Genomic DNA, 22,705 nt, shown 5'->3' on the forward strand with positions numbered 1-22,705 from the left:
CGGCTGTCACAGGGCGACGGCTGTCACAGGGCGACGGCTGTCACAGGGCGACGGCTGTCACAGGGCGACGGCGCGCGGGCGGTACGGCTCCGCCAGGAAGCCGACCTCCTTGTCCGTGAGATCCACCTCCACCGCCGCCACGGCGTCGTCCACATGCCCGGCCCTGGTCGCGCCGATGATCGGGGCGGCCACCCCGGGCTGCTTGAGCAGCCACGACAGCGCCACGCTCGCCGGGGCCACACCGCGCTCCCGGGCCACCTCGGCGACCCGGTCGAGGATCCGGGAGTCGTTCTCGGCGTCGCCGTAGAGGGCGCCGATGCGCGGGTCGCTCCCGGCGCGCGCGGTGCCCTGCTCCTCCTGCCTGCCCGCACGGGCGAGCAGGCCCCGGGCCAGCGGGCTCCACGGGATCATCCCCACACCCTGGTCGAGGCAGAGCGGCACCATTTCCCGCTCTTCCTCCCGATAGAGAAGATTGTAATGATTCTGCATCGCTGCGAATTTTGTCCAGCCGTTGGTCTCGGCGACGTGCTGGGCCTTGGCGAACTGCCAGGCGCTCATGCTGGAGGCGCCCAGATAGCGGGCCTTGCCGGCGCGGACGACGTCGTGCAGGGCCTGCATGGTCTCCTCGATCGGGGTGTCGGGGTCCCAGCGGTGGATCTGGTAGAGATCCACGTGATCGGTGCCCAGGCGGCGCAGTGAGGCGTCGATGGCCGACATGATGTGCTTGCGCGACAGGCCCCGGTCGTTGGCGGCGCCGCCCTTCTTCGAACCCGGGCCGACGGGGAAGAAGACCTTGGTGGCCAGCACGTAGTCGTCGCGCTGGGCGAAGATCTTCGACAGCAGACGGCCGGTGACCTCCTCGCTGCTGCCGGCCGAGTAGGTGTCGGCGGTGTCGAAGAACGTCACCCCCGCCTCGGCCGCCTTACGCACGATCGGCTCGGCCGCCTCCTCGTCGAGGATCCACTCACTGCCCCGGGCCGGGTCTCCGTAGCTCATCATGCCCAGGCAGATCCGCGACACCTTCAACCCGGTGGACCCCAGGCGCGTGTACTCCATGGTGAAACCTCCCGTAAATCCCCTACGCCAGCCCACCCTACGACCGGCACTTCAGACGGAGATCACGGGGGAGGGGGACCACCCACTATCGTCCCAGTTTCTCTGCGCTAGATATGATCGATTGGTTATATTGCGGCGATGAGCTGGGAGATCGTTCTGCATCCGGAGGTGGAGGCGTGGTATCTGGCGATCTGCGGCAGCGACCCCCGGACTGCCGATCTGATCCAAGACGCCATCGACCAACTCGCGGAGGAGGGGCCGACGGCACGGCGGCCGCTGGTTGACCGGTTGTGTGGAAGCCGCTATCACAACATGAAAGAGCTGCGGCCGCCGTCGTCGGGCAACAGCGAGGTCCGGATCATCTTCGCCTTCGACCCCGCTCGGAAAGCCGTCTTCCTGGTAGCCGGTGACAAGGCGGGCAACTGGGAACGGCGGTACCACCGGGCGATTCCGCTGGCGGACGAGCGGTTCGAAGAGCACCTGATCGCGTTGAAGGGGGGAGGGCCGATGAGCGGCGGATATTCCACATGGGCCGACGTCAAGGCGAAGGCGCGGGCGCTCGACCCACGTTCGGACGCCGAGCGGGCGGCAGGACAGGAGGCCGCCCGTCAGCGGCGAGAGGCGTATGTCCGCGGTCACCAGCTCGCGGAGATGCGTAAGGCCGCCGGAGTCACCCAGGTGGAGCTCGCCGAAGTCCTGGGGGTGACACAGGCGCGGGTCTCCAAGATCGAGAGTGGCGAGGTGTCGGGCCTCGACGTCATACGTGCCTACGTCACGGCGCTCGGGGGCACGGTCGACCTTGTCGCGACCCTGGGTGACCGTACCTGGAAAGTCGCCTGACAAGGACGACCCAAAGGCGTGAGGTTACGCAGGGTTGCGGGGCGGTGAGTGCATGGGCACGGCTACCAGGGCCACTTCTCACCAAGCGCCGCTCCGGGAGCCCTACGGCAGGCACGCGCCGACTACCGGGCCGGGCAAGCCCGCTCGATCCTCGTTCTTCCCGCCCTGAGCGGGGATGCGGGGGAAGCTCCAGCACCGGAAGCGGGGCGGCAGCTCTGTCTTCTCCGTAGAGCGCTGCCGCACCTGACTCCTGACACCCTGTCCTTGCCGTGACCGCCAGAGTTACGGCCGCTCAGCGGCGGTCTTGATCGAGCCGAGCCAGCGCGTCAGCTCGGCATGCAGTTTCGCGCTGTTGTAGAAGAACCCGAGCAGGGTGCCGGCCATGGACTCCTCGGTTCGCAGGAGCGTGGTTCCGTCCTGCCGGGTGGTGATGAGGTGGCGGTGCGCGGCGCGCGAGCCCATCGTGCTGCCGGTCCAGGTGATCTCGCGGAGCGGTTCGACGACGGCGAACCGGGAGGTGATGGCGGTACGGCCGTTGACCCAGGTGAACGGCGTATCCACCGTGACGTCGCCGTCGCCCGCGATGCGCACGTCGTGGATGGCCTGGTCGAATGCCGACCATGCGGTGGGGTCGGCGAGCAGGCCCCAGACCCGCTCGGCCGGTGCGTCGATCACCACCTCGTGCGCGGAGCGAATGGGCGCCTCCTCGTCGATCCGGTGCCGCTTGGCGTAGTCGTTGTGCAGCTCATCCAGCGACGGTCCGCGGTAGCGAATCTCCCGCAACATCTGGGCCCCTTATATGTGATCACGAACGGGCTGGGCGTTCGCCAGCCGTTTACTCCGTCCACTCTCGTCAAGACCCTGGCTTGGATCAACGTAGACTTCACGCCCGTGCCGATAACGCACGGATTATGACTAGAGGCGGGGCTTGTGGAACTTCGAGACATCGAGATCTTCCTGACGCTGGCCGAGGAGCTGCATTTCGGCCGGGCGGCCGAACGCCTGCACGTGTCCCAGGCCCGTATCAGCCAAGCCATCAGTCAGCAGGAACGCCGGCTGGGCGGGGAGCTGTTCGACCGCTCCAACCGCCGCCAGACTCGCCTCACCCCGCTGGGCCGGCAACTCCGCGACGACCTTCAACCGATCTACACGAGCCTGAACGACAGCTTGGAACGTGCGCGAATGGCCGCCGAAGGCATCGCCGGTGTGCTCACGCTCGGCAGCATGGGCCCGCAGGGCTGGATGATCCGCGAGATCGTCGATCGGTTCCGCAGCCGACGTCCGGCCGTCCGGTTCGTGCATCGCGAACTCAACGTCGTCGACCCGCTCACATCGCTTCGGGCCGGTGAGGTCGACGTGGCCCATCTGTGGCTGCCGGTCGGCGAATCCGACATCATCACCGGTCCGGTCACCCACACCTCACCGGTCGTCGTCGTCATGGCCGCCACCCATCCGTACGCCGGCCGGGAATCGCTGAGCCTGGAGGACTACGGAGACCTGACCTTCATGGGACACCGATCACCGATCCCGGCATCGATGGAAGAGGTGTTCCAACCCTTCCAGACCCCGTCCGGGCGCCCGGTCGCCCGCGGCCCGGTCATCTCCAACTGGGAGGACGAGCTCAAGGTCATCAGCACCGGACAAGCCGTCGGCGCCGCCGCCGCCGAGGCCACCCGCTTCTATCCCCGGCCGGACCTCGCCTATGTCCCCGTGACCGATGCCCCGCCCGTTCGATGGGCCTTCGCCTGGCGTGCCACTGACACCAACCCGCTCATCCGCGCTCTCGCCGAGGCCGTCGACACCCTGCCGCGTCCGGGCTCGCGACGCTGAAGTTCATCCTGCTACGCCGAGTCCCGAAGCACCCGTCACAGGTAGTCCCGCCAGAAGGACCGACCGCTGGCCGCAGCCGGAGAGGCCGAACGACCGTTGCCGGCCGCCGTGAGCGCCTATCGCCTCGGCCACGTGTTCGTCCGTCTCCGCGAGCCGACGAGCACCGGGAGCGGGACTGCTCGTTGTGATCACGCTCCCGCGCCAGGGTATGGCGGGAAACGAAGATGCCGGGCCTTCGCCGGGGCGCGCGTACGGCACTGGCGGGGCCGTTTCCGCGGCCCGGCGAAGGCGTCCGTCATGGGTCGTGATCTGGTGTGGTGATCGGCGGGCGCGATGCCGCCGGTAGAACGCCGCCGGCGGTCAGCTTGCGACGGCCTTCCAGGTCCAGGTGAGTCCGTAGGACGCGCTCAGCGCCAGCAGACCCGGGCCGACAGCGCCGAGGTTGAGGAAGCGGCCCTGCGCGTCGTACTGGCCCACCGCCGTCAGTTGCGAGGCATGCCTGTCGGACGGCGGGGTGCAGAACATGTAGCCGCCGTCATTGGGACGGAATTCGTTCAGCGTGAGCTGGTTGCCGTCGCCGACCGCGGGGTTGGTGGCCGTGGAATTGACATACAGTCCCTTATGGACCAGGTAGTAGCAGTAATAATCCTCGGTCTTGTCGGCGTATATGGGCATGAACTCTTCTTCGGAATCGTCGCTGTCGGGTTCGAGCGCCACCGGCGTGCCGGGTTCCGGATCGGAGTCCTGTACGGTCATGGCCGATCCCGCGCCGGTGACGATCTCATCGACGTCCAGCGCCTCGTTCTCGGCGTCCTGAAGGAACCAGCGCTGGTCGGGATCGAATTCGTCGGCGAGGTCACGACCCACCAGTTCTTCGCCGTCAGCGCGATCCAGGGCGGTCAACGCCTGGCCGGTGGCCTTGTTCAGCAATATCCAGGTGCCGTCTCCCATGTCGAGCAATCGCCACAGCTGGGAGTCGCCGTCATCGGAGCCCTGGAGAATCGCCGGCGCGTCGGCGAGTCCGGATTCCTGGCCCAGATAGGTACGCGTGAAGCTGTGCAGCACGCGATAGTGTCCCGGGTCGTCACCGGCGGCCAGGAACCGGAAATTGTGCGCGCTCTGCTCGGACCGGGCGAACGTCCTGGTCTTGAGGCGACTGCTGCCGGGCCGCGTCCCCGCACCCGAAGGGTAGGGAGAGCGGGTGCTGGAGGCGCTTCTGAGATTCTGCGTTGTTCGCGGAACGGCCTTCGCCTGCCGCGCCGGTTGGGACGTCGTGCACCGCTGGTCCTCGGTGAGATAGGAGAAGTCGTATTCGACGGGAAGGTGGTCCGACATTTCGAAGTCGGTCATCGGCGTCCCGAACCCGTACCCCCTGTAGAGCGCCGGGGTGACGCCGTTCTGGGTGACGGCGTAGTCGATGGTGCGTCCCGTGACGGGCCGGGTGGGCCCGCTCGCGGGCAGTACGTCGAAATGGCGGGAGTCGTCGCCGAGGGCGGTCAACAATCCTGTCTGCCCGTAAGCCTCCATATTGAAGTCGCCGAGGACCACCCAGGGCAGCGGTTGCCCGTTCGGGCCGGCGGTCTGCATATGACTCCTGATGTTCCGCAGCATCGTGACGTTGTCCGTGCCGCCTGCTGCGGCCCCGTGCCAGGTGAAGTAGACGACCCCGCAATAGTTGACGCCGAGCGCGGGACGGGACTTGCCCTCGTGAACGCCGTTCCGGGTCGCTCCGGGGACGACGAATATCTCGTCCCTCTGGACACTTCTCCGCGTCCAGACGGCCAGATTGATCTTCTCCGGGTTGCCGGAACCGGTGTCGACGTTCGTGTTCAGCCAGTAGAGGTAACCTCCGCCGCGGCCTCCACTGGTTCGGCTGAGCCAGATCTCCTCGACGGGAGGCGTGTTCGTGCTGCCGTCGCGCATCCTCTTGACGTAGTCGGTCTGCGCGATCGTGTCTTTGCCCCAATAGTGCCGGTCGATGGGATAGCCGGTCTCCTGCAGGGCCAGGATGTCGTTCTCTCTGGGAGGACTCTCCCGGGTGTGCAAAGCGGGCAGCGCGGTCGCGTACCTGTCGCCCTGTTGTTGAGAGGACGCGCCGGCCATGTTCCAGGTGGCCGCCTTGATCTCGACGAGCTTCGGGTCGCGTGGGGGAAGCTCGCCGCCGGTGTCGCGGAGGAACAGCGACTGCCGGTGTCCCACGTCGAGGGCGGCCACTCCGTTGCCCTGGTAGTTCAGGGTCTCTCGTCCGGTCCAGTCCGTGATCGCCTGCCCGTTCTGGCTCAGGGGCAGGAACGCGCGTGGGTCGGAGTCGTCCGATCCGAACTGGAAGGCGGTGCCGGTCTGGGCGCCGTACGGCCTGTACGGCTCGAACGGGCCGCCGGCGGTGGTCTGCTTGCTCAGCGTGTTGTCATAGAAGACGTTCTGCGGCCCGGAGGAGCCGGCCCACTTGCCCGCCTTGGGGCCGGCCGCCCACCAGATCGGATACCAGGTGCCCGCGTCGATCTCGCCGCCCTCGCCACCGCAGTTGGCGGAGCAACTGGCCGAGCGGTGCTCGTAGGGGACTCGCACCGTGTTCTGCTCGAACAGATTGTCGTGCTCCCAGCCGCCGTGCAGGTTCAGGTCGGAGTCGAGGTCGTTGCGGAAGGCGACGTTGCCGCCCGCCGACCACTGGAAGGTGAAGTGGCGCAGGTTGCGGCTGAGGTTGTGCGCCCACAACGAGTCCCATACACGGCTGCCACGCACGTAGCCGTTGCCGCCCTTGCCCTTGTTCCAGGCGCCGTCGAAGCTGTTGCGCTCGATCTGCAGGTTGCGCGCCACCTCGGTGACGATCGGGTGTGAGCCGGTCATCGTGGCCTTGAGCCCGCGCGCCCAGCTGTTCGCCGCCCACTTGAACACGATGCCGTGCATGGCGTACTCGGGCGCCAGGTTGCCGTAGTTGTGCACGGCCTGCTCGGGAGTGAGCGAGTACGTCTCCTGGCCGCTGATCTTCGGCAGGCCGTTCATGTCCTGGGTGAAGGAGAAGTCCTCGAATCCGACACCCTCGACCACCTTCAGCGGCGTGACCTTGCTGGCGTACAGGCCGCCGCCGTTCAGCGGTTCGGAGCCGTCCGATTCGGAATCCACCGGCAGGTCCCACCTCAGCGGCCGATCCAGCGTGATCGTCTTGGCCGTGGCGTCCATACGGCTGAGCCGGAACATCTCCTGCCGCATGTGAAGCGCCTCGATCATGCTCTGATCGGTGATGCCCTGCTGCGCGTAGAACTTCCTGCTGTTGGCCGCGCCCACCCAGACATAGCCGCCGGGCCTGAACCTGGTCATGTCGGCCTTCGCGTCCAGCCGCACGACCGTGCCCCCCGCTCGTGCCGAGAAGCCCGGGTCATCGGCCGCGGCGGCCACCTTGAAGCCGGAGGCCCAGTGCTGGTTGACGCTGCCCTCGTAGAGGTCTTTGCGCATGGGCAGGCTGGAGGCCAGCTCCCAGTCGTCCTTGTACCGGGTCGCCACCTCCCGGGTCTGGACGCGGAACATGCCACGCCCTGGCCAGATCCAGCCACCGTTGCCGATGTCGGGGGCGGTGCCGGCAATCATGCTCTCCTGGTCCCACCGGCCGTTGATCACCTGGTCGTAGCGGGTCTGGAGGCCGGGCCTGAACACCAGCCGGGTGCCGTCGTCGCCGGAGCCCTTGCCACGTACGATCAGAAATCCGGCATCTACGTAGATCTGCCGGGTGATGTCGATCCGGCCTGCTGGTAGCTCGATGAGCGAGAGCCGGTTGAAGTTGGCGTTCGGCGAGCAGTCGCTCTTGATGTGGTCGATCGCCTTCTGCAGTCCGGCGGTGTCGTCGGTCCCGTCGTCCGCCGTCACCCTGTAGGAGGAGGCGAGCTCTTCCGGCGAGATATGGCAGGAGGCGTCGTCGGTCAAATCCGTATCGCCCTCAGGCAGCTTCTGGCCGCCTCGGTATCCGGCGCGGGACCAGTCCGGTAGTCCGGCCGGCGGGGCTGTTCGGTTGGTGTTACTCAGGTCGGGGCCGGACGCTCCAGGCCCGGCCCACGGCGGGTCCTCCGCCGTGACAGGTGCGGTCACGGACGTCGGGGAGGCGGACGCCCCCCATGCCGCCGGGGTGATGCCCGGCGACGATAACGAGAGCAGCAGGACGCACGCCATGGCCGCCGCTGGTCGGACCATTCTCACGTGATCTCTCCGAGAAGGACGCGGACGCCGGGAGCCGGCGTCGGTGACGATGACGTCGTCCGGCTGCGTGTTCGCCGGCTTCACCACTGCGGGGCCGACGGCGTGGGCATCGCCGCGAAGTCGTAGACCTTCTTCCACAGCACGCCGCTCTTGCCGCCGGCCGAACCGTTGATGACGTAGTAGAGATCGGTACCGGCCACCACGGCCAGCGGGGTCCTGCCGGGTGAGAGCGCGAAGCTGTTCTCCTCGTAGTAGCCGCTCCACCCGCCGTCGCGCGAGATCATGTAACTGCCGATGGTGTTGTCACGGTCCTCGGTGATGGTGATGACCCCGTAGCCGCTTCGGGAGAGCGCGACGGACGGGCCGTTCCTCGTGTAGCCCGGGGTGCCTGTCGCATAGACCCGGAACGGATTCGTCCAGTTGCCGGTCCCGTACCGCTGCCGCGACATGTACACGTAGTTGTCGGTGCCCGTGAAGGCGAGCACGACCTGGTTCCAGGGAGCGGGGTCGGCGTTGGTGCCCACCTGGGCGGCCAGTCCCGGGGCGTCCTTGCTCCGCGCGCCCGGCACGACGCTGGGTGAGCTGTAGGTGCCGGTGTCGCCGTTGTAGTACATCGTCCAGATGTCGTCGGTGGACTGGCTGTTCCAGGCGAGCATGAAGGAGTTGCCGGGGAGCGCGGCAGCCGCCACGGGCTCTGTGTCGGTGGTGCGCGTGTCGTTGGGGATCCTGGTCCAGCCGGGCAGGGTGGCGGGTAGCTGGTAGCTCGGGCTGAGCTGGACGCGGTGCTGGTAGACGTGGCCCTCGGTGCCGGTGTGGAAGATCCGGAAGTTGCCGCGGCCCCCGTCGTCCGTCCAGATCACCCGCGGAGGCGTCCATGTCTGCGCGTTGGGCAGCGAGTAGGCGGGCCCGTTGTTCAACGAGATCCAGATGGAGTCGTTGTCCGCGCCGCGCCAGGCGTGCAGGATGTTGCCGCGGTCGTCGCGCGCCTCTCCCGGAGTGGACCTGCTGGTGATCTGCCCGCCGGCGTAGGTCACCGGCTGCCAGTCGGACCCCTCGCCGGGGAAGCCCCAGGAGCTGATCGAGGCGCCGCCGTCGTCGGCCGAGGCCGGCGCCGTCATTCCACCGGCAGAGGCGATCAGCGACACGGCCGCGATGAACGACCTCTTCTTGATGAACATCTCTTCTCCCGCATCGTCTCTCGAATCGACGACCATCGCGCCGTTGGCCCGGCGGTGACTCATGGACCGTCGTTACAGAGACAAAGTGCGGGGGGCCGCTCGTGACATGACGCTCGTCACATCACCATCCCGCTCGCGGGCGACGGCGGGCCGCGGATCCTCAAACCGTGAGCGCCGCGCCTTCGAGCAGCGTGGTGCGGATCTGCTTGCGTGATGCGATGCCGAGCTTCGCGAAGACCTTGCGCAGATGCCATTCGACGGTGTGCGGGCTGATGAAGAGCTGAGCGCCGATCTCGGGGTTCGTCAGCCCGTCGCCGGCCAGGCGCGCTATCTGCGCCTCCTGGGCGGTGAGAGTGGCGCGTGCCTCGACGGTGCGCTTGCGTACCGTCTCACCGGTGGCCTGGAGCTCGCGCCGGGCGCGTTCCGCGAACGCCTCGGCCCCCATGTCGCCGAGCAGCTCGTATGCGATGCCCAGCTGCTCGCGTGCGTCGAGGCGGCGGTTCTCCCGGCGCAGCCACTCGCCGTAGAGCAGCCGGGTGCGGGCGAGCGTCGTCCGGACCTCGGTGCGGCCGAGCCGCTCGATCGCCTCACGGTAGAGAACGTCGGCGTCCGCTCCGTCGCTCACCTGGGCCCGTACGCACGCCGAGGTCCCGAGGGCCCAGTCGGTGCCGCTGGCTCGGGCCATCCTGTCGAGTCGCCAGGCGACCTCGGCCGCCCGGGCGGGCCTCCCGCTCCGGACGGCGGCCTCGACGAGTTCGACCGTGGACCTGATGGCCGTCCCGCCGAGCTCCTGCGGATGCTCGAAGGCTCGCTCGGCGGCGACGTACGCCTCCTCATACCGGCCGAGGCCGTTGCAGAGCACCGCGCTCGCCCATTGGGTGGCGGTCACCACCTTGCCTTCCCCCTGAATGACCGGGTCTCGCATGATCGCTGCGCTCACCTGACGTGTCGCGGCCTCTCGTCCTCTCCACGGCTCGAGTATCAGGGCCGCGTACTGGGCCAGGTAGCGGCTGCCCGTCACCTCGCCGATCGTCACCGCCTCGGCGACCAGCGCGTCGGCCAGGGCGAACTCACCGGCGAGGACCCTGTTCGACACGAGCATGTGGAGGGCTGAGGGCAGCACCGACAGTGCGCCCGCCTCGCGTGCCAGATCGACCAGCCTCGCGGAGAGCACCGACCAACTGTCGAAGTCCCAGACGTTATGGGCCATCCGGGACGCGAACGGCAGCCAGCCAAGGCCCTGTTCCCTGGAGACCCCTTCGGCGCGGAAGGACTCCAGGGCCCGCAGCACCATCGGCACGCCCGCGGCGGAACCCTCTGTGAGCGCCACGCCCACGCCGTTCAGGAGCAGGTCGTTGCGCTCCGGCGGCGGCCCCGGCGGTGCGGCGAGCAGCGCCTCGGCGATGTCCGCCACCTGGGCGCCGCTCGGCAGCCGGCCCGCGTTCATGGCCGCGTTCAACGTGTCGCGGTAGGTCTCGCGGGCCAGCCCGGCGTCCAGCGGTGCCAGGCGCTCACCGGCTCTAAGCAGCAGCGGGAAGGCGGAACCGGCGCTTTTGGAGGCGAATGCGATCTGACCGCGCAGCAGGCCGGCCTGAGCGAGTTCGCGTTCGTCCAGAGGGCTGAGTTCGGCCGCGTCCAGCAGTTCGAGCGCGGCGTCGTACCCGCCGGCCTGGTATTTGGCCCGGGCCGCCGCCAAGGCCCTGGCGCCGCGGCGCGCGGGATCGGGGGTCAGCTCGGCTGCCCGCTCGCGGAACGCCGCCGCCGCGGCGACTCCGCCGCGCGCCTGCGCCCGATCGGCCGAGCGCTCCAACTCGGCGGCCACCGTCTCGTCGGGGCCGGCCGTCGCGTTGGCGAGGTGCCACGCCCGGCGATCGGGGTCCGCTTGGGGATCGGTCGCGTCGGCCAGCGCCCGGTGGACGTCCTGCCGGTCCTGCGGGGACGCGACGCGGTAGGCCGCTGATCGCATGAGCGGATGGCGGAAACGCACCCGCGTACCGATAGCGATCAGCTCCGCCGCCTCGGCTGGCGACGCGGCGGACATTTCGATGCCCAGCAACTCCGCCGCGCGAGTCAGCAGGGTCACATCCCCGACCGGCTCGGCCGCCGCGATGAGCAGCAGCCGCTGTGTCTCGGCCGGCAACGACCGGACCCGCCCCAGGAAGCCCTGCTCTATCTGACTGGCCAGCGGTCGTGCGTCGGGCCGCCCGAATCCACCCGCTAGCTCCGCCGGCGCCAGCCCCCGGGGCAGTTCGAGCAGGGCCAGCGGGTTTCCCTGCGTCTCGACGACGATCCGGTCCCGGACCTGCTCGTCGAGCCGTCCAGGAGTCACGGAGTCCAGCAGGGCGCGGGCGTCGCTGTCGCTCAACCGTCCCACGTCGAGCTGGGGCAGCCCCTTCAGCTCCTGTCCGAGGTGGTGCTCGCGCACCGCGAACACCAGCCCGATCGGCTCCGCGAGCAGGCGCCGCGCGACGAAGGCGAGGGTCTGCGCGGAGACCTGGTCGAGCCACTGCGCGTCATCGACGAGGCAGACCAGCGGCCCTTTTTCGGCTACGTCGGCGAGCAGGCTGAGCACCGCGAGCCCGACCAGGAAGCGGTCCGGAGGAGTTCCCGCGCTCAGTCCGAACGCCGTCCCGAGCGCGTCGCGTTGCGGGCCCGGCAGGCGACCCAGATGCTCCAGGAACGGGGAGCACAGCTGATGCAGCCCGCCGAAGGCCAGCTCCATCTCGGATTCCACACCGGTCGCTCTGATGATCCGGCAGCCGGACGCGCTGTCCCGCACGTACTCCAGCAGCGCAGTCTTGCCGATGCCGGCCTCGCCGCGCAGAACCAGGGCCGAGCTGCGGCCGTCCTGCACCGTCGCCACGAGCCGATCCAGCGTCTCGCACTCTGGCTGCCGCCCGCGAAGTTGCGACCCGGGACCTCTGCTTGCCATGGCACTGCCCCCGACGATCATCTGTTCGTTGCCCCATGACTGCCGAACATGGGGAGAAACCGGCGCTAATTCCTAGATGGACCCGTAACCTACCGTTCTGCCATTAAGCCCAGCAATCTGCTGGTGACACCGGCCGCAGGGTGAGCCGGGCGGTCGCGGAGCATCCCACTGTCCGAAGCGCCTCCGCTGCCCCGACGCCCGCCACGGTGCGGGCCAGGGTACCGACCACGGTGTTCCCAGGGCGCGATGGAGCAGCACGGGTAGCGACCGTGATCGCAGTGGCATCACCGGATGCCAGCTGTCGAACGGAGCCGCCATCGTGACCATGAGCCTGTTGGAGTCGTACGAAGACCACGCAGAGCAGACCCATGACCGGTCGATCACACGTGGGTACGGAGACGATTCGGCGTTCGTCAGCGCCGCGCCCCGGCTTCTCACGATCGGTCTGCGCGTCCTGCAGGACGTGGGCGAAGCCGAGGACGTGGTGCAGGAGACGTGGCTGCGTTGGGCCCGTGTCGATCGGTCGGTCGTCATCAGTCCGCCGGCGTTCCTCGCGCTGACCACCACGAGGCTCGCCATCAACGTCGCCCGGTCCGCCCGCAGGCGCCGAGAGACCTCCGCCGGCTCCTGGCTCCCCGAGACGGCGGACCTCGCCGCCGGACCCGAGACGGCAGCCGAACGACGAGAGGCGGTCGACACTGCGATCCGGCTGCTGCTGGAGAGGCTGACACCCGCCGAACGAGCCGTCTATCTCCTGCGCACGGCCTTCGACTACCCCTACCGCCAGATCTCCGATCTCCTCCACCTTGGCGAAGACCATGCGCGGCAACTCCTGCGACGCGCCCGCAACCACCTCGCCGCCGAGCGACGCCACCAGGTGAGCACCACCGCGCACCGGCGCCTCGTGCGGACGTTCGTCGCCGCCGCCCAGTCCGGCGACCTCGCCGAGCTGGAAGAAGTGCTCGCCGCCGACATCGTCCGCTGAGTTCGATCGCTGTTGCGGCGATCTGTCACAGATCACGACGCCGCCCGGTCTTTCGGGTGAATCGGACGCCGAAAGAGCGACAGGAGCGTGAGTGTGCCCTCGACCATGACCATCATCCGGATCCGGGTTCCAGATGCTCACTCCACTGGTCGACGCGGACTCCGTCATCCCCCGCACTGCCGTGGCAGGGTACGTCGGCGCCGTCGTGTTGTCGCCGCTCGCGACGCCGTGGATCGGGGTGGCCCCCGTGGTCGCGCTGGTCGCGGCCGCCCGCGTCGCGCTGGTCGCCGTCGCCATCTGGGCGGCACGTAGCTGAAGGAGCACCATGTACGCGTCAGAGAACAGAATCGCCACGTCCGTCCTGGTCATCGGGACCGGAGGGGCCGGGCTGCGGGCGGCCATCGAACTCGCCGAGCGCGGGGTGGATGTCCTCGCGGTCGGCAAACGGCCGAAGGCGGACGCACACACCTCGCTCGCGGCAGGCGGCATCAACGCGGCCCTCGCCACGATGGACCCCGAGGACACCTGGCAGCAACACGCGGCCGACACTCTCAAGGAGAGTTACCTGCTGGCCAACCCCGAGACGGTGCGCATCGTCACCGAGGGGGCCGCGCGTGGCATCGAGGACCTCGTGCGGTACGGCATGCCGTTCGCACGCGAGCGGGACGGGCGGATCTCCCAGCGCTTCTTCGGCGCCCACACCTTCCGGCGCACCTCGTACGCCGGGGACTACACCGGACTCGAGATCCAGCGCACGCTGATCAACCGGGCGGCCCGGCTCGACGTCCGCGTCCTCGACACGGTGTACATCACGCGGATTCTCGTGCGCGACAACGTGGTCTTCGGCGCGTACGGGTTCGACCTGACCGACGGCGGCCGCTACGTCATCCATGCCGATGCGGTGATCCTGGCCGCGGGCGGCCACACCCGGATCTGGCGGCGCACTTCCTCCCGGCGTGATGAGAACACCGGCGACTCCTTCCGCTTGGCCGTCCTGGCCGGCTGCCGCATCCGCGACCCCGAGCTGGTGCAGTTCCACCCCTCTGGTCTCATCGCGCCGGAGAACGCGGCGGGCACGCTCGTCTCCGAGGCGGCACGGGGCGAGGGCGGGGTCCTGCGCAACCGGCTCGGCGAGCGGTTCATGTCCCGGTATGACCCGGAGCGGATGGAGTTGTCCACGCGCGATCGGGTCGCGCTGGCCGCGTACACAGAGATCAAGGAGGGTCGCGGCACCCCGGACGGCGGCGTGTGGCTGGACGTGTCGCATCTGCCGCGCGAGACGATCATGACGCGGCTGCCTCGCGTCCACCGGACGCTCCTGGAACTGCAGATGCTCGACATCACCAAGGAGCCGATCGAGGTCGCGCCGACCGCGCACTACTCGATGGGCGGCGTCTGGGTACGCTCCGAGGACCACGGCACGGGCGTCGAGGGCCTGTACGCGATCGGGGAGGCGGCCAGCGGCCTGCACGGTGCCAACCGCCTGGGCGGCAACTCCCTCATCGAGCTCCTCGTCTTCGGCCGCATCGTCGGCCAGGCGGCGGCGGAGTATTCCGCGGGTCTCGACGCGCAGCGCCGCTCCACCGAGGCGCTCGCCGCAGCGCGGGAGGAAGTGGACGAGCTCCTGTCCGCCGACGGCCCGGAGAACGTGCGGTCGCTGCAGCGAGCGCTCCGCGACATCATGACGGAGCACGCCGGAGTGGTACGCGACGAGGGTGGCCTGCGAAAAGGCCTCGCCGAGCTGGCCGCGGTCGAGGCGCGCATCAGCGGGATGGGCGTGCACCCGGACATCGCCGGCTTCCAGGACCTGGCCCACGCCTTCGACCTGAAGTCCGCGGCGCTCGCCGCGCGCGCGACCATCGAAACCGCGATCGAGCGCCGCGAGACCCGCGGCTGCCACAACCGCTCCGACCACCCGGAACTCGACCCCGCACTGCAGGTCAACCTCGTGTGGTCCGGCCCCGGATCGGTGGAGCGGGAGAGCATCCCGCCGATTCCCGACGAGATCGCGGCGCTCATGCGCGAGATCTCAACCGTGGGAAAGCTCGTCGAATAGCCGGATCTTGTCACAAATGCCGAGGCTGCCCGGTCTTAGCTGGTGATCGGACCACATGGGCGCGGGAGTCGGCGGGCCGGCGGGCCGAGCGGTTCGGGGTCCGGCCAATCCTGATCGAGTCGATGCCGACCGCCGGCCAGATCGCCGTGTAGATCCCCTGGAGGAGACATGAGCACCCCGAACAGTGAGAACGAGTTCCTGTACGAGCTCCACGTCGAGATCGAGGAGGAGCTGATCATCGCCGAGGCCGGCCACCCGGAAGAGAAGGTGGGGCAGCCGGTCACCGAGTGGCTGTACGACCCGACGGACGTCGAGCGCGAGAAGATCGCTCTGCGGGGGCTGCGCAACGCGGTCGAGGTGCTGGAGGACGGCTCGCGGCCGGGTGACGACGTTGCCTGAACCGCGGATCGGCACGCTCGGCAGCCTGCGTGAGCACCTGCAGTGGGCGATCGAGCTGGAGCACGCGACGCTGCCGCCGTACCTGACGGCGCTGTACTCGTTGGATCCGGAGCGTAATCCGGTGGCTGTGGAGGTGGTGAGCGGCGTCTTCGTGGAGGAGATGCTGCATCTGGCGCTGGCGGCGAACCTGCTCAACGCCGTCGGCGGCACGCCGCGTCTGGACATGGCGGAGATGTTGCCGCCGCACCCGCGCAAGCTGCCTCACGGTGATCTGGAGGTGTCGCTGGTGCCGTTCGGCGTGGAGGCGCTGGAGATGTTCTTGCGCCTGGAACAGCCTGCACCGCCCGGCGCGCCGCCGGAGGACGACGACTACGAGACGATCGGGCAGTTCTACGCCGCGATCGAGCAGGGATTGCGCTACCTGTGCGAAACGCTCGGTGAGAAGGAGGTGTTCTGCGGCGACCCGGCCCGGCAGGTGAGCGGCGCCCACTTCCGCCACACCGGCGGCAGGCTCATCGCCGTCACCGACCTCGCCTCCGCGCTGGACGCGCTTGAAGAGATCGTCGAGCAGGGAGAGGGTACCGCCCGCGGCGAGGTCTGGGACGGTGACCAGGACGAGGTCGCCCATTACTACCGTTTCATGGAGCTGAAGCTCGGCCGTCGCTACCGGCGCGGGGACACCCCTGAGTCCGGGCCCACCGGTGAAAAGCTCTCGGTGGATCTCACCGGGGTGTTCCCCATGACGCCCGACCCCGCGGACCGCGCCGCGCGGGAGGAGTTCAACCACACCTACTGCGCCATCCTCCATCTGCTGGAGCTGGCCTTCAACGGCAGCCCCAGGATGCTCGCCGTCGCCACCGGCCAGATGTACGCGCTCAAGGCCCAGGCACAGGGGCTGATGCGGCGGGGCGGCCTCACCTTCGAGTACGTCCCGCCTGAGCTGCGCCACTGGAGCGCGGGCGACCACCAGCGGATCGTCGTGCTCCGGGACGGGCCGTACGTCGTGTACGGTCGCGTCCCCCTGCGGCGCAAGCGGAAGATCGTCTCCGCCGAGCAGAAGAACGCGCTCACCTGGAAGACCGGCGAGCCGCTGGAGACCGAGGAAACCTATGCGCTGTGCCGCTGCGGCCGTTCGGGCGCCAAGCCGTTCTGCGACGGGACTCACGCCGTGATCGGTTTTGACGGCACGGAGGCCGCGCCGCTGCGGCCCTACCAGGAGTTGCAGCATGTGCACGACGGCGTCGGCATCTCCGCGCAGCGGGTGGGCGAGCTGTGCGTGCACGCCGCCTTCTGCATCGGCCGGACCAGGCCCATCGCCAAGATGCTCGACGACACCGCGGACAGCGACGTGCGCTCCGACGTCATGGGCCGCATCGATCACTGCCCCTCCGGCTCCTACAGCTATGCCCTCGAACGCGGCGGCGAGACGATCGAGGCCGACCTTCCGCGCGCCGTCTCGGTGCTGGAGGAGGAGGACGGGCTGGCCGGCGCGCTGTGGGTGACCGGTGGAATCCCCGTCACCCGATCGGACGGCCTGCCGCTGGAGACCAGGAACCGGATGACGCTGTGCCGTTGCGGTCACTCCGGCAACAAACCGCTCTGCGACGGCACCCATCGTGAGATCGGCTTTCACGAGTGAACAACCAGAGAGGCAATCCTATGAACCAACCAGTCGTTCTCCTCGTCCACGGCGCCTTCGCCGAGTCGGCCAGCTGGAACCGCGTCATTCAGCGCCTGCGGGGCAACCAGCTCACCACGGTCGCCGTCGCCAACCCACTGCGCGGCGTGGAGGGCGACGCCACCTACCTGCGGGACGTGATCGACGGCATCGGCGGCCCTGTCGTCCTGGTCGGCCATTCCTACGGCGGCATGGTGATCAGCCAGGCGGCGGCGGGCAACCCGGCCGTGCATGCCCTGGTCTACGTCGCCGCCTTCGCCCCCGAGCCCGGCGAGAGCGCGCTGCTGCTGTCGAGCAAGTTCGAGGGCAGCACGCTCGGCCAGGCGCTGCAGGCCTACCCGGTGGCTTCCGGCGGCAACGAGTTCCGCATCGACCCCGCCAAGTTCCATCGCCAGTTCTGTGCGGACCTCGACACCGAGGAGGCCGCGCTGATGGCCGCGACCCAGCGGCCGGTGACCGAGCGCGCCCTGTCCGACGGGCTCGCCGTCGACGAGGCGCCCTGGCGCACCGTCCCGTCCTGGTTCGTCCATGGCGACAATGACCTCAACATCCCGGCCGCCGCACTGCGCTTCATGGCCGAGCGCGCGGACTCGCGCGGCACCCGCGAGATCGCCGGCGCCTCCCACGCGCTCGCGGCCTCCCAGGCCGACGCCGTGACAGCGACCATCCTCGACGCTGCGGACCACGCGCGAGGCTGACGAACCCCTGTTCAGGCCGACGGGCGAATCGATGTGGGGCACATGAACACGGAATCCCTGGAACAGGCGGACGCTCTCGATCGGGCGGCGTCCGCCTTCGTCGAGCTGCGCCCGCGGCTGTTCGGCATCGCCTACCGGATGCTGGGCAGCGCGGCCGAGGCCGAGGACATCGTCCAGGAGGTGTGGCTGCGCTGGCAGGACACCGACCGCGAGACCATCGAGAACCCGTCGGCCTTCCTGGCGCTGGTCACCACCCGGCTGGCCATCAACCTGGCGCGGTCGGCGCGCGTGCGGCGGGAGTCCTACATCGGCCCCTGGCTGCCGGAACCCGTGGACACCAGTCTCGACCCCACTGTCGGCGCCGAACGCGGCGAAGCGCTGGAGCTGGCCTTTCTGCTCCTGCTGGAGAAGCTCAACCCCACCGAGCGCGCCGCTTACGTCCTGCGCGAGGCCTTCGACTACCCCTATCCGCAGATAGCGGAGATCCTGCGGCTCACCCCGGTCAATGTCAGGCAGATCGTGAGCCGTGCCCGCAGGCGCGTGACCGCCGTCCGCCACGAGCCCATCGACAGGCTCCAGCACCGGCGCCTCCTGGAGACGTTCCTCGACGCCGCCCAGACGGGAAATGTCGGCGCCTTGGAGAAGCTCTTCGCCGCCGACGTCGTCAGTTCCTCCGACGGAGACGGCATCAGGGGATCGGCCAAGTTCCCCGTGCTGGGCAACGAGCGGGTGGCCAGGTTCGTGGTCGCGTTCTCGCCGCGGTTCTGGCCGGGCACCGCCATCACGTGGGTCGAGATGAACGGGCTGCCAGGCGTGCTCGTCACCCGGGACGGCAGTGGCGTCGCCCTGCTCGCCATCGAGGCATCCAGGGAGGGGATCCACCACCTGTTGTGGATCCTCAACCCGGCCAAGATCGAGGCTTTCGAGCGGTCTCGCAGCCGCTTTGTCACAACGTAACGGGCTGTCCGGTCTTATCTGCCGGCAATGAAGGAGGCGGCAGACCATGACCGAGGCGGGCGCCGAGTCGCTGGCGGAGATGCTCGACGAACGGCAGCACCTGCTCGAGATCGCTCTGTGCATGTTCGGCTCGGACACCACGGCCGACCACGTCGTCCAGGAGACCTATCGCCGCTGGTACGCCCTCGACCAGGAGGAGCGCGCCGCCATCGCGGTGCCGCGCGCCTGGCTGACGCGGACAGCGGGAAGCATCTGCCTGGAGCTCCTCGCCGACCCCGACCCCGGCCCCGACCCCGGCCACGTGCCCGGCGGACGGGTGACCCGGGCCCAGCCCGTGCCGTACCCGGCCTCGCGCCAGGCCGAGTACGGCCCGGAGACGCTCGCCAGGCACGAGCGGGTGGCCCGCGGGTTCGCCGCGGCCTGCCAGGCGGGCGACGCCGAGGCGCTGCGGGAGGTCCTGGCGGCCGACGCGATCGTCGTCAGCGATGGCGGCGGCAAGGTGCGCGTCGCCGTACGGCCGACTTACGGTGCGGACGCGGTCGCGCGGGTCGTCACGGCGCTGCTGATCGACCAGCCAGGAACCGAGCCGGCCATCGGGTCGGTGAACGGCAGGACGGGGCTCGTGCTGCGACGGGCGGGCAAGGCCGTGGCGGTGGTCAGCGTGAGCGTGGCCGGAGCCGAGGTCACGGCGGTATGGATCATCCTGAACCCCGACAAACTCCAGCGTTGGCACTGAAGGGCATACCGGCGGCAGCTCCTCCCACGGGCGGCCCAGTGGCCACGCGGCCCGCCGTTTTTGGAGATGCAGATCATCAGGCTCGTCGCCGGCGGCGCCACCACCGAGCAGGTCGCTGATCGGCTTCACCTGTCACCGCACACGGTCAGCACGCACCTCTGGCACGCCTTCACCAAGCTCGGGATCGGCTCGCGCGTCGAGCTCACCAGGCTCCTCCTCGAACACGAGGCCACCTGTCACAACCGAGAGGGCTGCCTTGTCTTAGCTGACGACAGGGGCGCACCACAGCGCCCAGAGAGCCAGAAGGGTGCCAGCAATGAAAATCGTGGTGATCGGCGGGACCGGGCTCATCGGGTCGAAGCTGGTGAAGAAGCTGGGCGGGCATGGCCACGAGGCCGTGGCCGCGTCGCCGAACACCGGCGTCAACACGCTGACCGGGGAGGGCCTGGCCGAGGTGTTGAAGGGCGCCGAGGTCGTGATCGACGTGTCGAACTCGCCCTCGTTCGAGCGCGAGGCCGTCATGAAGTTCTTCCAGACCTCCACCGGCAACCTGCTGGCGGCCGAGGCGGCCGCGGGGGTGGGCCATCACGTGGCGGTGTCGATCGTGGGGACCGAGCGGATGCCGGAGAACGGCTACTTCGCGGCGAAGATCGCCCAGGAGAAGCTGATCGAGAAGTCGGCCATCCCGTTCTCGCTGGTGCACTCCACCCAGTTCTTCGAGTTCGCTCGCGGCATCGCCGACGAGGGCACGGTCGACGGCAAGGTGCACATCGCGCCGGTGCTGTTCCAGCCGATCGCGGGCGACGACGTGGCCCAGGCCGTCGGCAGGACCGCGGTGGGGACGCCGCTGAACGGCCGGATCGAGATCGCCGGACCGACCCAGTACAAGATGGACGAGTTCTTCCGCAAGGCGCTGGCCGCCTGGGGCGACACCCGCGAGGTCGTCGTCGACCCGCAGGCGCGCTACTTCGGCAGCGTGCTCGGTGAGCGGTCGCTGGTGCCCGCTGACGGTGCGCAACTCGGCACCATCACTTACAAAGACTGGCTCGACCAGTCCAACGCGAAGTAGGGCGGGGCGATGGACAAGCCGCGATCGACCGCGTGGCAGACGGCGTTGACCGTGCTGCAGGAGGCGCAGCCTCCGTTCATCCCTGAGGGCGCGCACGCGATGACCGTGGTCATCGAGTACCCGCCCGGAGACCCTGGCGCGCCGCCGCACCGCCACCCGGGTCCCGCCTTCGGCGTCGTTCTCGAGGGCGAGATGCTGATGGAGCTGGAGGGAGAGCCGGAGCGGGTGATCCGCGCCGGCGAGGCGTTCTGGGAGCCGGGTGGTGACGTCATCCACTACCAGGACGGCAACAATCGCGACGATGTCCCGGTACGGTTCACGGTCACCATGCTGTGCGAGCCGGGCAAGCCGATGTTCACGCTGGTGGAAGAGGCCGAGCTGGCCCAGCGCAAGGACCGCCGCGCGCCACGCCCGTCCTGAACCCCGGCGAAGTATCCGCAGTGTGACGGCACCGGCTGCCGTCGTCTCTGCCTGATCCCAGGATCGAACCAGGCCGCCGGCCCACCGGTCGGCGGCCCGATCCGCCATGCCGACAACCCGAGGTATGACACGAATGAACCACGAACGACCGGTTCGGATCGGCACGCTCGGCAGCCTGCGTGAGCACCTGCAGTGGGCGATCGAGCTGGAGCACGCGACGCTGCCGCCGTACCTGACGGCGCTGTACTCGTTGGATCCGGAGCGTAATCCGGTGGCTGTGGAGGTGGTGAGCGGCGTCTTCGTGGAGGAGATGCTGCATCTGGCGCTGGCGGCGAACCTGCTCAACGCCGTCGGCGGCACGCCGCGTCTGGACATGGCGGAGATGTTGCCGCCGCACCCGCGCAAGCTGCCTCACGGTGATCTGGAGGTGTCGCTGGTGCCGTTCGGCGTGGAGGCGCTGGAGATGTTCTTGCGCCTGGAACAGCCTGCACCGCCCGGCGCGCCGCCGGAGGACGACGACTACGAGACGATCGGGCAGTTCTACGCCGCGATCGAGCAGGGATTGCGCTACCTGTGCGAAACGCTCGGTGAGAAGGAGGTGTTCTGCGGCGACCCGGCCCGGCAGGTGAGCGGCGCCCACTTCCGCCACACCGGCGGATCGCTGTTCGCCGTCGAGGATCTGGAGTCCGCGCTCGGCGCGCTGAAGGAGATCGTCGAGCAGGGGGAAGGCAATGCCCGCGGCGAGGTCTGGGACGGTGACCGGGACGTCCTCCACCCCGAGCGGAAAGAGGTCGCCCACTACTATCGCTTTCAGGAGCTCAAGCTCGGCCGCCGTTACCAGCGGGGCGACACCCCGAAGACCGGCCCGACCGGGGAGAAGGTCGGCGTCGACCCGGACGGCGTGCTACCGATGACACCCAACCCGCGGCCCGCCGAGCCGGGCAGTGCCGTACGGGCGGCGCAGGATCTGTTCGACACCACCTACAGCACCCTGCTGAACCTGCTGGAACAGGCATTCAACGGCGACCCGAAGCGGCTCACGGACGCCACCCGCACCATGTTCACGCTCAGGGCCCAGGCGCAGGCCCTGATGGCGTTGCCCGGTGGCGCCGGTCCCACCTTCGCCTACGTGCCTCGCGAAGCACGTAACTGCTCCGTAGCGAAAGAAGGCGCGGCATGAACGGGCACACCCTCGAGCCCGCCGCGTGGGAACCGGCGCGGGTCATCTCGAACCGGTGGGGGAGCGGGGTCAGGCGGCCAGGGTGAACTTCCCGCGTGAAGCGAACCGCTTGTCGTAGTGATTCTGCATCGCTGCGAACTTCGTCCAGTCGTTGGTCTCGGCGATGTGCTGGGCCTTGGCGAACTGCCAGGCGCTCATGCTGGAGGCGCCCAGATAGCGGGCCTTGCCGGCGCCGCCCTTCTTCGAACCCGGGCCGACGGGGAAGAAGACCTTGGTGGCCAGCACGTAGTCGTCCCGGTCGGTGAAGATCTTCGACAACGGGCGGCCGGTGACCTCCTCGCTGCTGCCCCGCGAGTAGACGTCGGCGGTGTCGTCCGGCTCGGCGGCCGCGACCGATCGTGGGTTCGTCGGCTGCGCCAGGTTCGGGTCGGACCAGTCCGGGCCTGGGGCCGGTGCTCTGAGGGTGTCGCAGAAGGGCGGAACCCGCCAAAGCATTTACATAA

19 protein-coding genes and 1 pseudogene are annotated in these 22,705 nt (G+C 69.0%); 14 read left to right on the forward strand and 6 right to left on the reverse strand.

All coding sequences use genetic code 11. The annotated features are described in order from the left end of the window. Positions 1-57: 57 nt before the first annotated feature. A complete protein-coding gene (locus AB0D67_RS17850) occupies positions 58-1,056 on the reverse strand; it encodes an aldo/keto reductase (protein ID WP_362936114.1) in 999 nt (332 codons plus the stop codon). Positions 1,057-1,194: 138 nt separating this feature from the next. On the opposite strand from AB0D67_RS17850, the gene AB0D67_RS17855 reads away from it, so the two are divergent. After that, positions 1,195-1,896, forward strand: a complete 702-nt coding sequence (locus tag AB0D67_RS17855) for a type II toxin-antitoxin system RelE/ParE family toxin (protein WP_362936117.1) — start codon at positions 1,195-1,197, stop codon at positions 1,894-1,896. 282 nt (positions 1,897-2,178) lie between these two features. Here the strand turns inward: AB0D67_RS17855 and AB0D67_RS17860 are convergent, their stop codons facing one another. Continuing rightward, positions 2,179-2,682, reverse strand: a complete 504-nt coding sequence (locus tag AB0D67_RS17860) for an SRPBCC family protein (RefSeq protein ID WP_362936119.1) — start codon at positions 2,680-2,682, stop codon at positions 2,179-2,181. A gap of 144 nt (positions 2,683-2,826) precedes the next feature. On the opposite strand from AB0D67_RS17860, the gene AB0D67_RS17865 reads away from it, so the two are divergent. Then, a complete protein-coding gene (locus AB0D67_RS17865) occupies positions 2,827-3,726 on the forward strand; it encodes a LysR family transcriptional regulator (RefSeq protein ID WP_362936122.1) in 900 nt (299 codons plus the stop codon). Between the two features lie 360 nt (positions 3,727-4,086). On the opposite strand, the gene AB0D67_RS17870 is transcribed toward AB0D67_RS17865, so the two are convergent. From AB0D67_RS17870 to AB0D67_RS17880, 3 genes are all read right to left on the reverse strand, one after another. Further along, positions 4,087-7,587 carry an RICIN domain-containing protein gene (locus AB0D67_RS17870; RefSeq protein ID WP_362936125.1) on the reverse strand — a complete coding sequence of 1,167 codons (3,501 nt, stop codon included), beginning with the start codon at positions 7,585-7,587 and terminating at the stop codon, positions 4,087-4,089. A 407-nt stretch (positions 7,588-7,994) separates the two neighbouring features. Beyond that, a complete protein-coding gene (locus tag AB0D67_RS17875) occupies positions 7,995-9,092 on the reverse strand; it encodes a hypothetical protein (RefSeq protein WP_362936128.1) in 1,098 nt (365 codons plus the stop codon). 160 nt (positions 9,093-9,252) lie between these two features. Then, a complete protein-coding gene (locus AB0D67_RS17880; protein ID WP_362936131.1) occupies positions 9,253-12,045 on the reverse strand; it encodes an AAA family ATPase in 2,793 nt (930 codons plus the stop codon). Between the two features lie 304 nt (positions 12,046-12,349). Here AB0D67_RS17880 and AB0D67_RS17885 point away from each other — a divergent pair, with 304 nt between their 5' ends. From AB0D67_RS17885 to AB0D67_RS17940, 12 genes and pseudogenes are all read left to right on the forward strand, one after another. Further along, entirely contained in the window at positions 12,350-13,009 is a 660-nt protein-coding gene (locus tag AB0D67_RS17885) for a sigma-70 family RNA polymerase sigma factor (RefSeq protein ID WP_362936365.1), read from the forward strand. Positions 13,010-13,142: 133 nt separating this feature from the next. Next, positions 13,143-13,325: a hypothetical protein gene (locus tag AB0D67_RS17890; RefSeq protein WP_362936134.1), complete on the forward strand. Its 183-nt coding sequence runs from the start codon at positions 13,143-13,145 to the stop codon at positions 13,323-13,325. A gap of 9 nt (positions 13,326-13,334) precedes the next feature. Further along, entirely contained in the window at positions 13,335-15,065 is a 1,731-nt protein-coding gene (locus AB0D67_RS17895) for an FAD-dependent oxidoreductase (protein ID WP_362936137.1), read from the forward strand. Positions 15,066-15,233: 168 nt separating this feature from the next. Next, a complete protein-coding gene (locus AB0D67_RS17900) occupies positions 15,234-15,464 on the forward strand; it encodes a hypothetical protein (RefSeq protein ID WP_362936140.1) in 231 nt (76 codons plus the stop codon). After that, positions 15,448-17,103, forward strand: a complete 1,656-nt coding sequence (locus AB0D67_RS17905) for a ferritin-like domain-containing protein (protein WP_362936143.1) — start codon at positions 15,448-15,450, stop codon at positions 17,101-17,103. The genes AB0D67_RS17900 and AB0D67_RS17905 overlap by 17 nt, the downstream gene beginning before the upstream one ends. A 20-nt stretch (positions 17,104-17,123) precedes the next feature. Further along, entirely contained in the window at positions 17,124-17,840 is a 717-nt protein-coding gene (locus AB0D67_RS17910; protein ID WP_362936146.1) for an alpha/beta hydrolase, read from the forward strand. Between the two features lie 42 nt (positions 17,841-17,882). Then, positions 17,883-18,797 carry an RNA polymerase sigma-70 factor gene (locus AB0D67_RS17915; protein WP_362936149.1) on the forward strand — a complete coding sequence of 305 codons (915 nt, stop codon included), beginning with the start codon at positions 17,883-17,885 and terminating at the stop codon, positions 18,795-18,797. Between the two features lie 46 nt (positions 18,798-18,843). After that, positions 18,844-19,533, forward strand: a complete 690-nt coding sequence (locus tag AB0D67_RS17920; RefSeq protein ID WP_362936152.1) for a hypothetical protein — start codon at positions 18,844-18,846, stop codon at positions 19,531-19,533. 66 nt (positions 19,534-19,599) lie between these two features. Next, a pseudogene (locus AB0D67_RS17925) lies at positions 19,600-19,734 on the forward strand (helix-turn-helix transcriptional regulator); the annotation flags it as partial. A 115-nt stretch (positions 19,735-19,849) separates the two neighbouring features. Next, positions 19,850-20,602 carry an SDR family oxidoreductase gene (locus AB0D67_RS17930; RefSeq protein ID WP_362936156.1) on the forward strand — a complete coding sequence of 251 codons (753 nt, stop codon included), beginning with the start codon at positions 19,850-19,852 and terminating at the stop codon, positions 20,600-20,602. Positions 20,603-20,611: 9 nt separating this feature from the next. Then, the gene (locus AB0D67_RS17935) at positions 20,612-21,022 is read left to right on the forward strand and encodes a cupin domain-containing protein (protein ID WP_225289041.1); all 411 of its coding nucleotides are present in this window, start codon (positions 20,612-20,614) and stop codon (positions 21,020-21,022) included. 133 nt (positions 21,023-21,155) lie between these two features. Then, entirely contained in the window at positions 21,156-22,202 is a 1,047-nt protein-coding gene (locus AB0D67_RS17940; RefSeq protein ID WP_362936160.1) for a ferritin-like protein, read from the forward strand. A gap of 69 nt (positions 22,203-22,271) precedes the next feature. Here AB0D67_RS17940 and AB0D67_RS17945 read toward each other — a convergent pair whose 3' ends face one another. Next, positions 22,272-22,697, reverse strand: a complete 426-nt coding sequence (locus AB0D67_RS17945; protein WP_362936163.1) for an aldo/keto reductase — start codon at positions 22,695-22,697, stop codon at positions 22,272-22,274. Positions 22,698-22,705 lie beyond the last annotated feature (8 nt).

The organism is Streptosporangium sp. NPDC048047 (assembly GCF_040653115.1).
Classification (GTDB): domain Bacteria; phylum Actinomycetota; class Actinomycetes; order Streptosporangiales; family Streptosporangiaceae; genus Streptosporangium.

Excerpts from the sequence above, each read along its gene's own strand:
- AB0D67_RS17910 (WP_362936146.1), top strand. The coding sequence starts at position 17,124 with ATGAACCAACCAGTCGTTCTCCTCGTCCACGGCGCCTTCGCCGAGTCG.
- AB0D67_RS17850 (WP_362936114.1), bottom strand. The coding sequence starts at position 1,056 with ATGGAGTACACGCGCCTGGGGTCCACCGGGTTGAAGGTGTCGCGGATC.
- AB0D67_RS17900 (WP_362936140.1), top strand. The coding sequence starts at position 15,234 with ATGAGCACCCCGAACAGTGAGAACGAGTTCCTGTACGAGCTCCACGTC.
- AB0D67_RS17895 (WP_362936137.1), top strand. The coding sequence starts at position 13,335 with ATGTACGCGTCAGAGAACAGAATCGCCACGTCCGTCCTGGTCATCGGG.
- AB0D67_RS17930 (WP_362936156.1), top strand. The coding sequence starts at position 19,850 with ATGAAAATCGTGGTGATCGGCGGGACCGGGCTCATCGGGTCGAAGCTG.
- AB0D67_RS17890 (WP_362936134.1), top strand. The coding sequence starts at position 13,143 with ATGCTCACTCCACTGGTCGACGCGGACTCCGTCATCCCCCGCACTGCC.
- AB0D67_RS17855 (WP_362936117.1), top strand. The coding sequence starts at position 1,195 with ATGAGCTGGGAGATCGTTCTGCATCCGGAGGTGGAGGCGTGGTATCTG.
- AB0D67_RS17920 (WP_362936152.1), top strand. The coding sequence starts at position 18,844 with ATGACCGAGGCGGGCGCCGAGTCGCTGGCGGAGATGCTCGACGAACGG.
- AB0D67_RS17945 (WP_362936163.1), bottom strand. The coding sequence starts at position 22,697 with ATGCTTTGGCGGGTTCCGCCCTTCTGCGACACCCTCAGAGCACCGGCC.
- AB0D67_RS17915 (WP_362936149.1), top strand. The coding sequence starts at position 17,883 with ATGAACACGGAATCCCTGGAACAGGCGGACGCTCTCGATCGGGCGGCG.
- AB0D67_RS17880 (WP_362936131.1), bottom strand. The coding sequence starts at position 12,045 with ATGATCGTCGGGGGCAGTGCCATGGCAAGCAGAGGTCCCGGGTCGCAA.
- AB0D67_RS17860 (WP_362936119.1), bottom strand. The coding sequence starts at position 2,682 with ATGTTGCGGGAGATTCGCTACCGCGGACCGTCGCTGGATGAGCTGCAC.
- AB0D67_RS17875 (WP_362936128.1), bottom strand. The coding sequence starts at position 9,092 with ATGTTCATCAAGAAGAGGTCGTTCATCGCGGCCGTGTCGCTGATCGCC.
- AB0D67_RS17885 (WP_362936365.1), top strand. The coding sequence starts at position 12,350 with ATGAGCCTGTTGGAGTCGTACGAAGACCACGCAGAGCAGACCCATGAC.
- AB0D67_RS17935 (WP_225289041.1), top strand. The coding sequence starts at position 20,612 with ATGGACAAGCCGCGATCGACCGCGTGGCAGACGGCGTTGACCGTGCTG.
- AB0D67_RS17940 (WP_362936160.1), top strand. The coding sequence starts at position 21,156 with ATGAACCACGAACGACCGGTTCGGATCGGCACGCTCGGCAGCCTGCGT.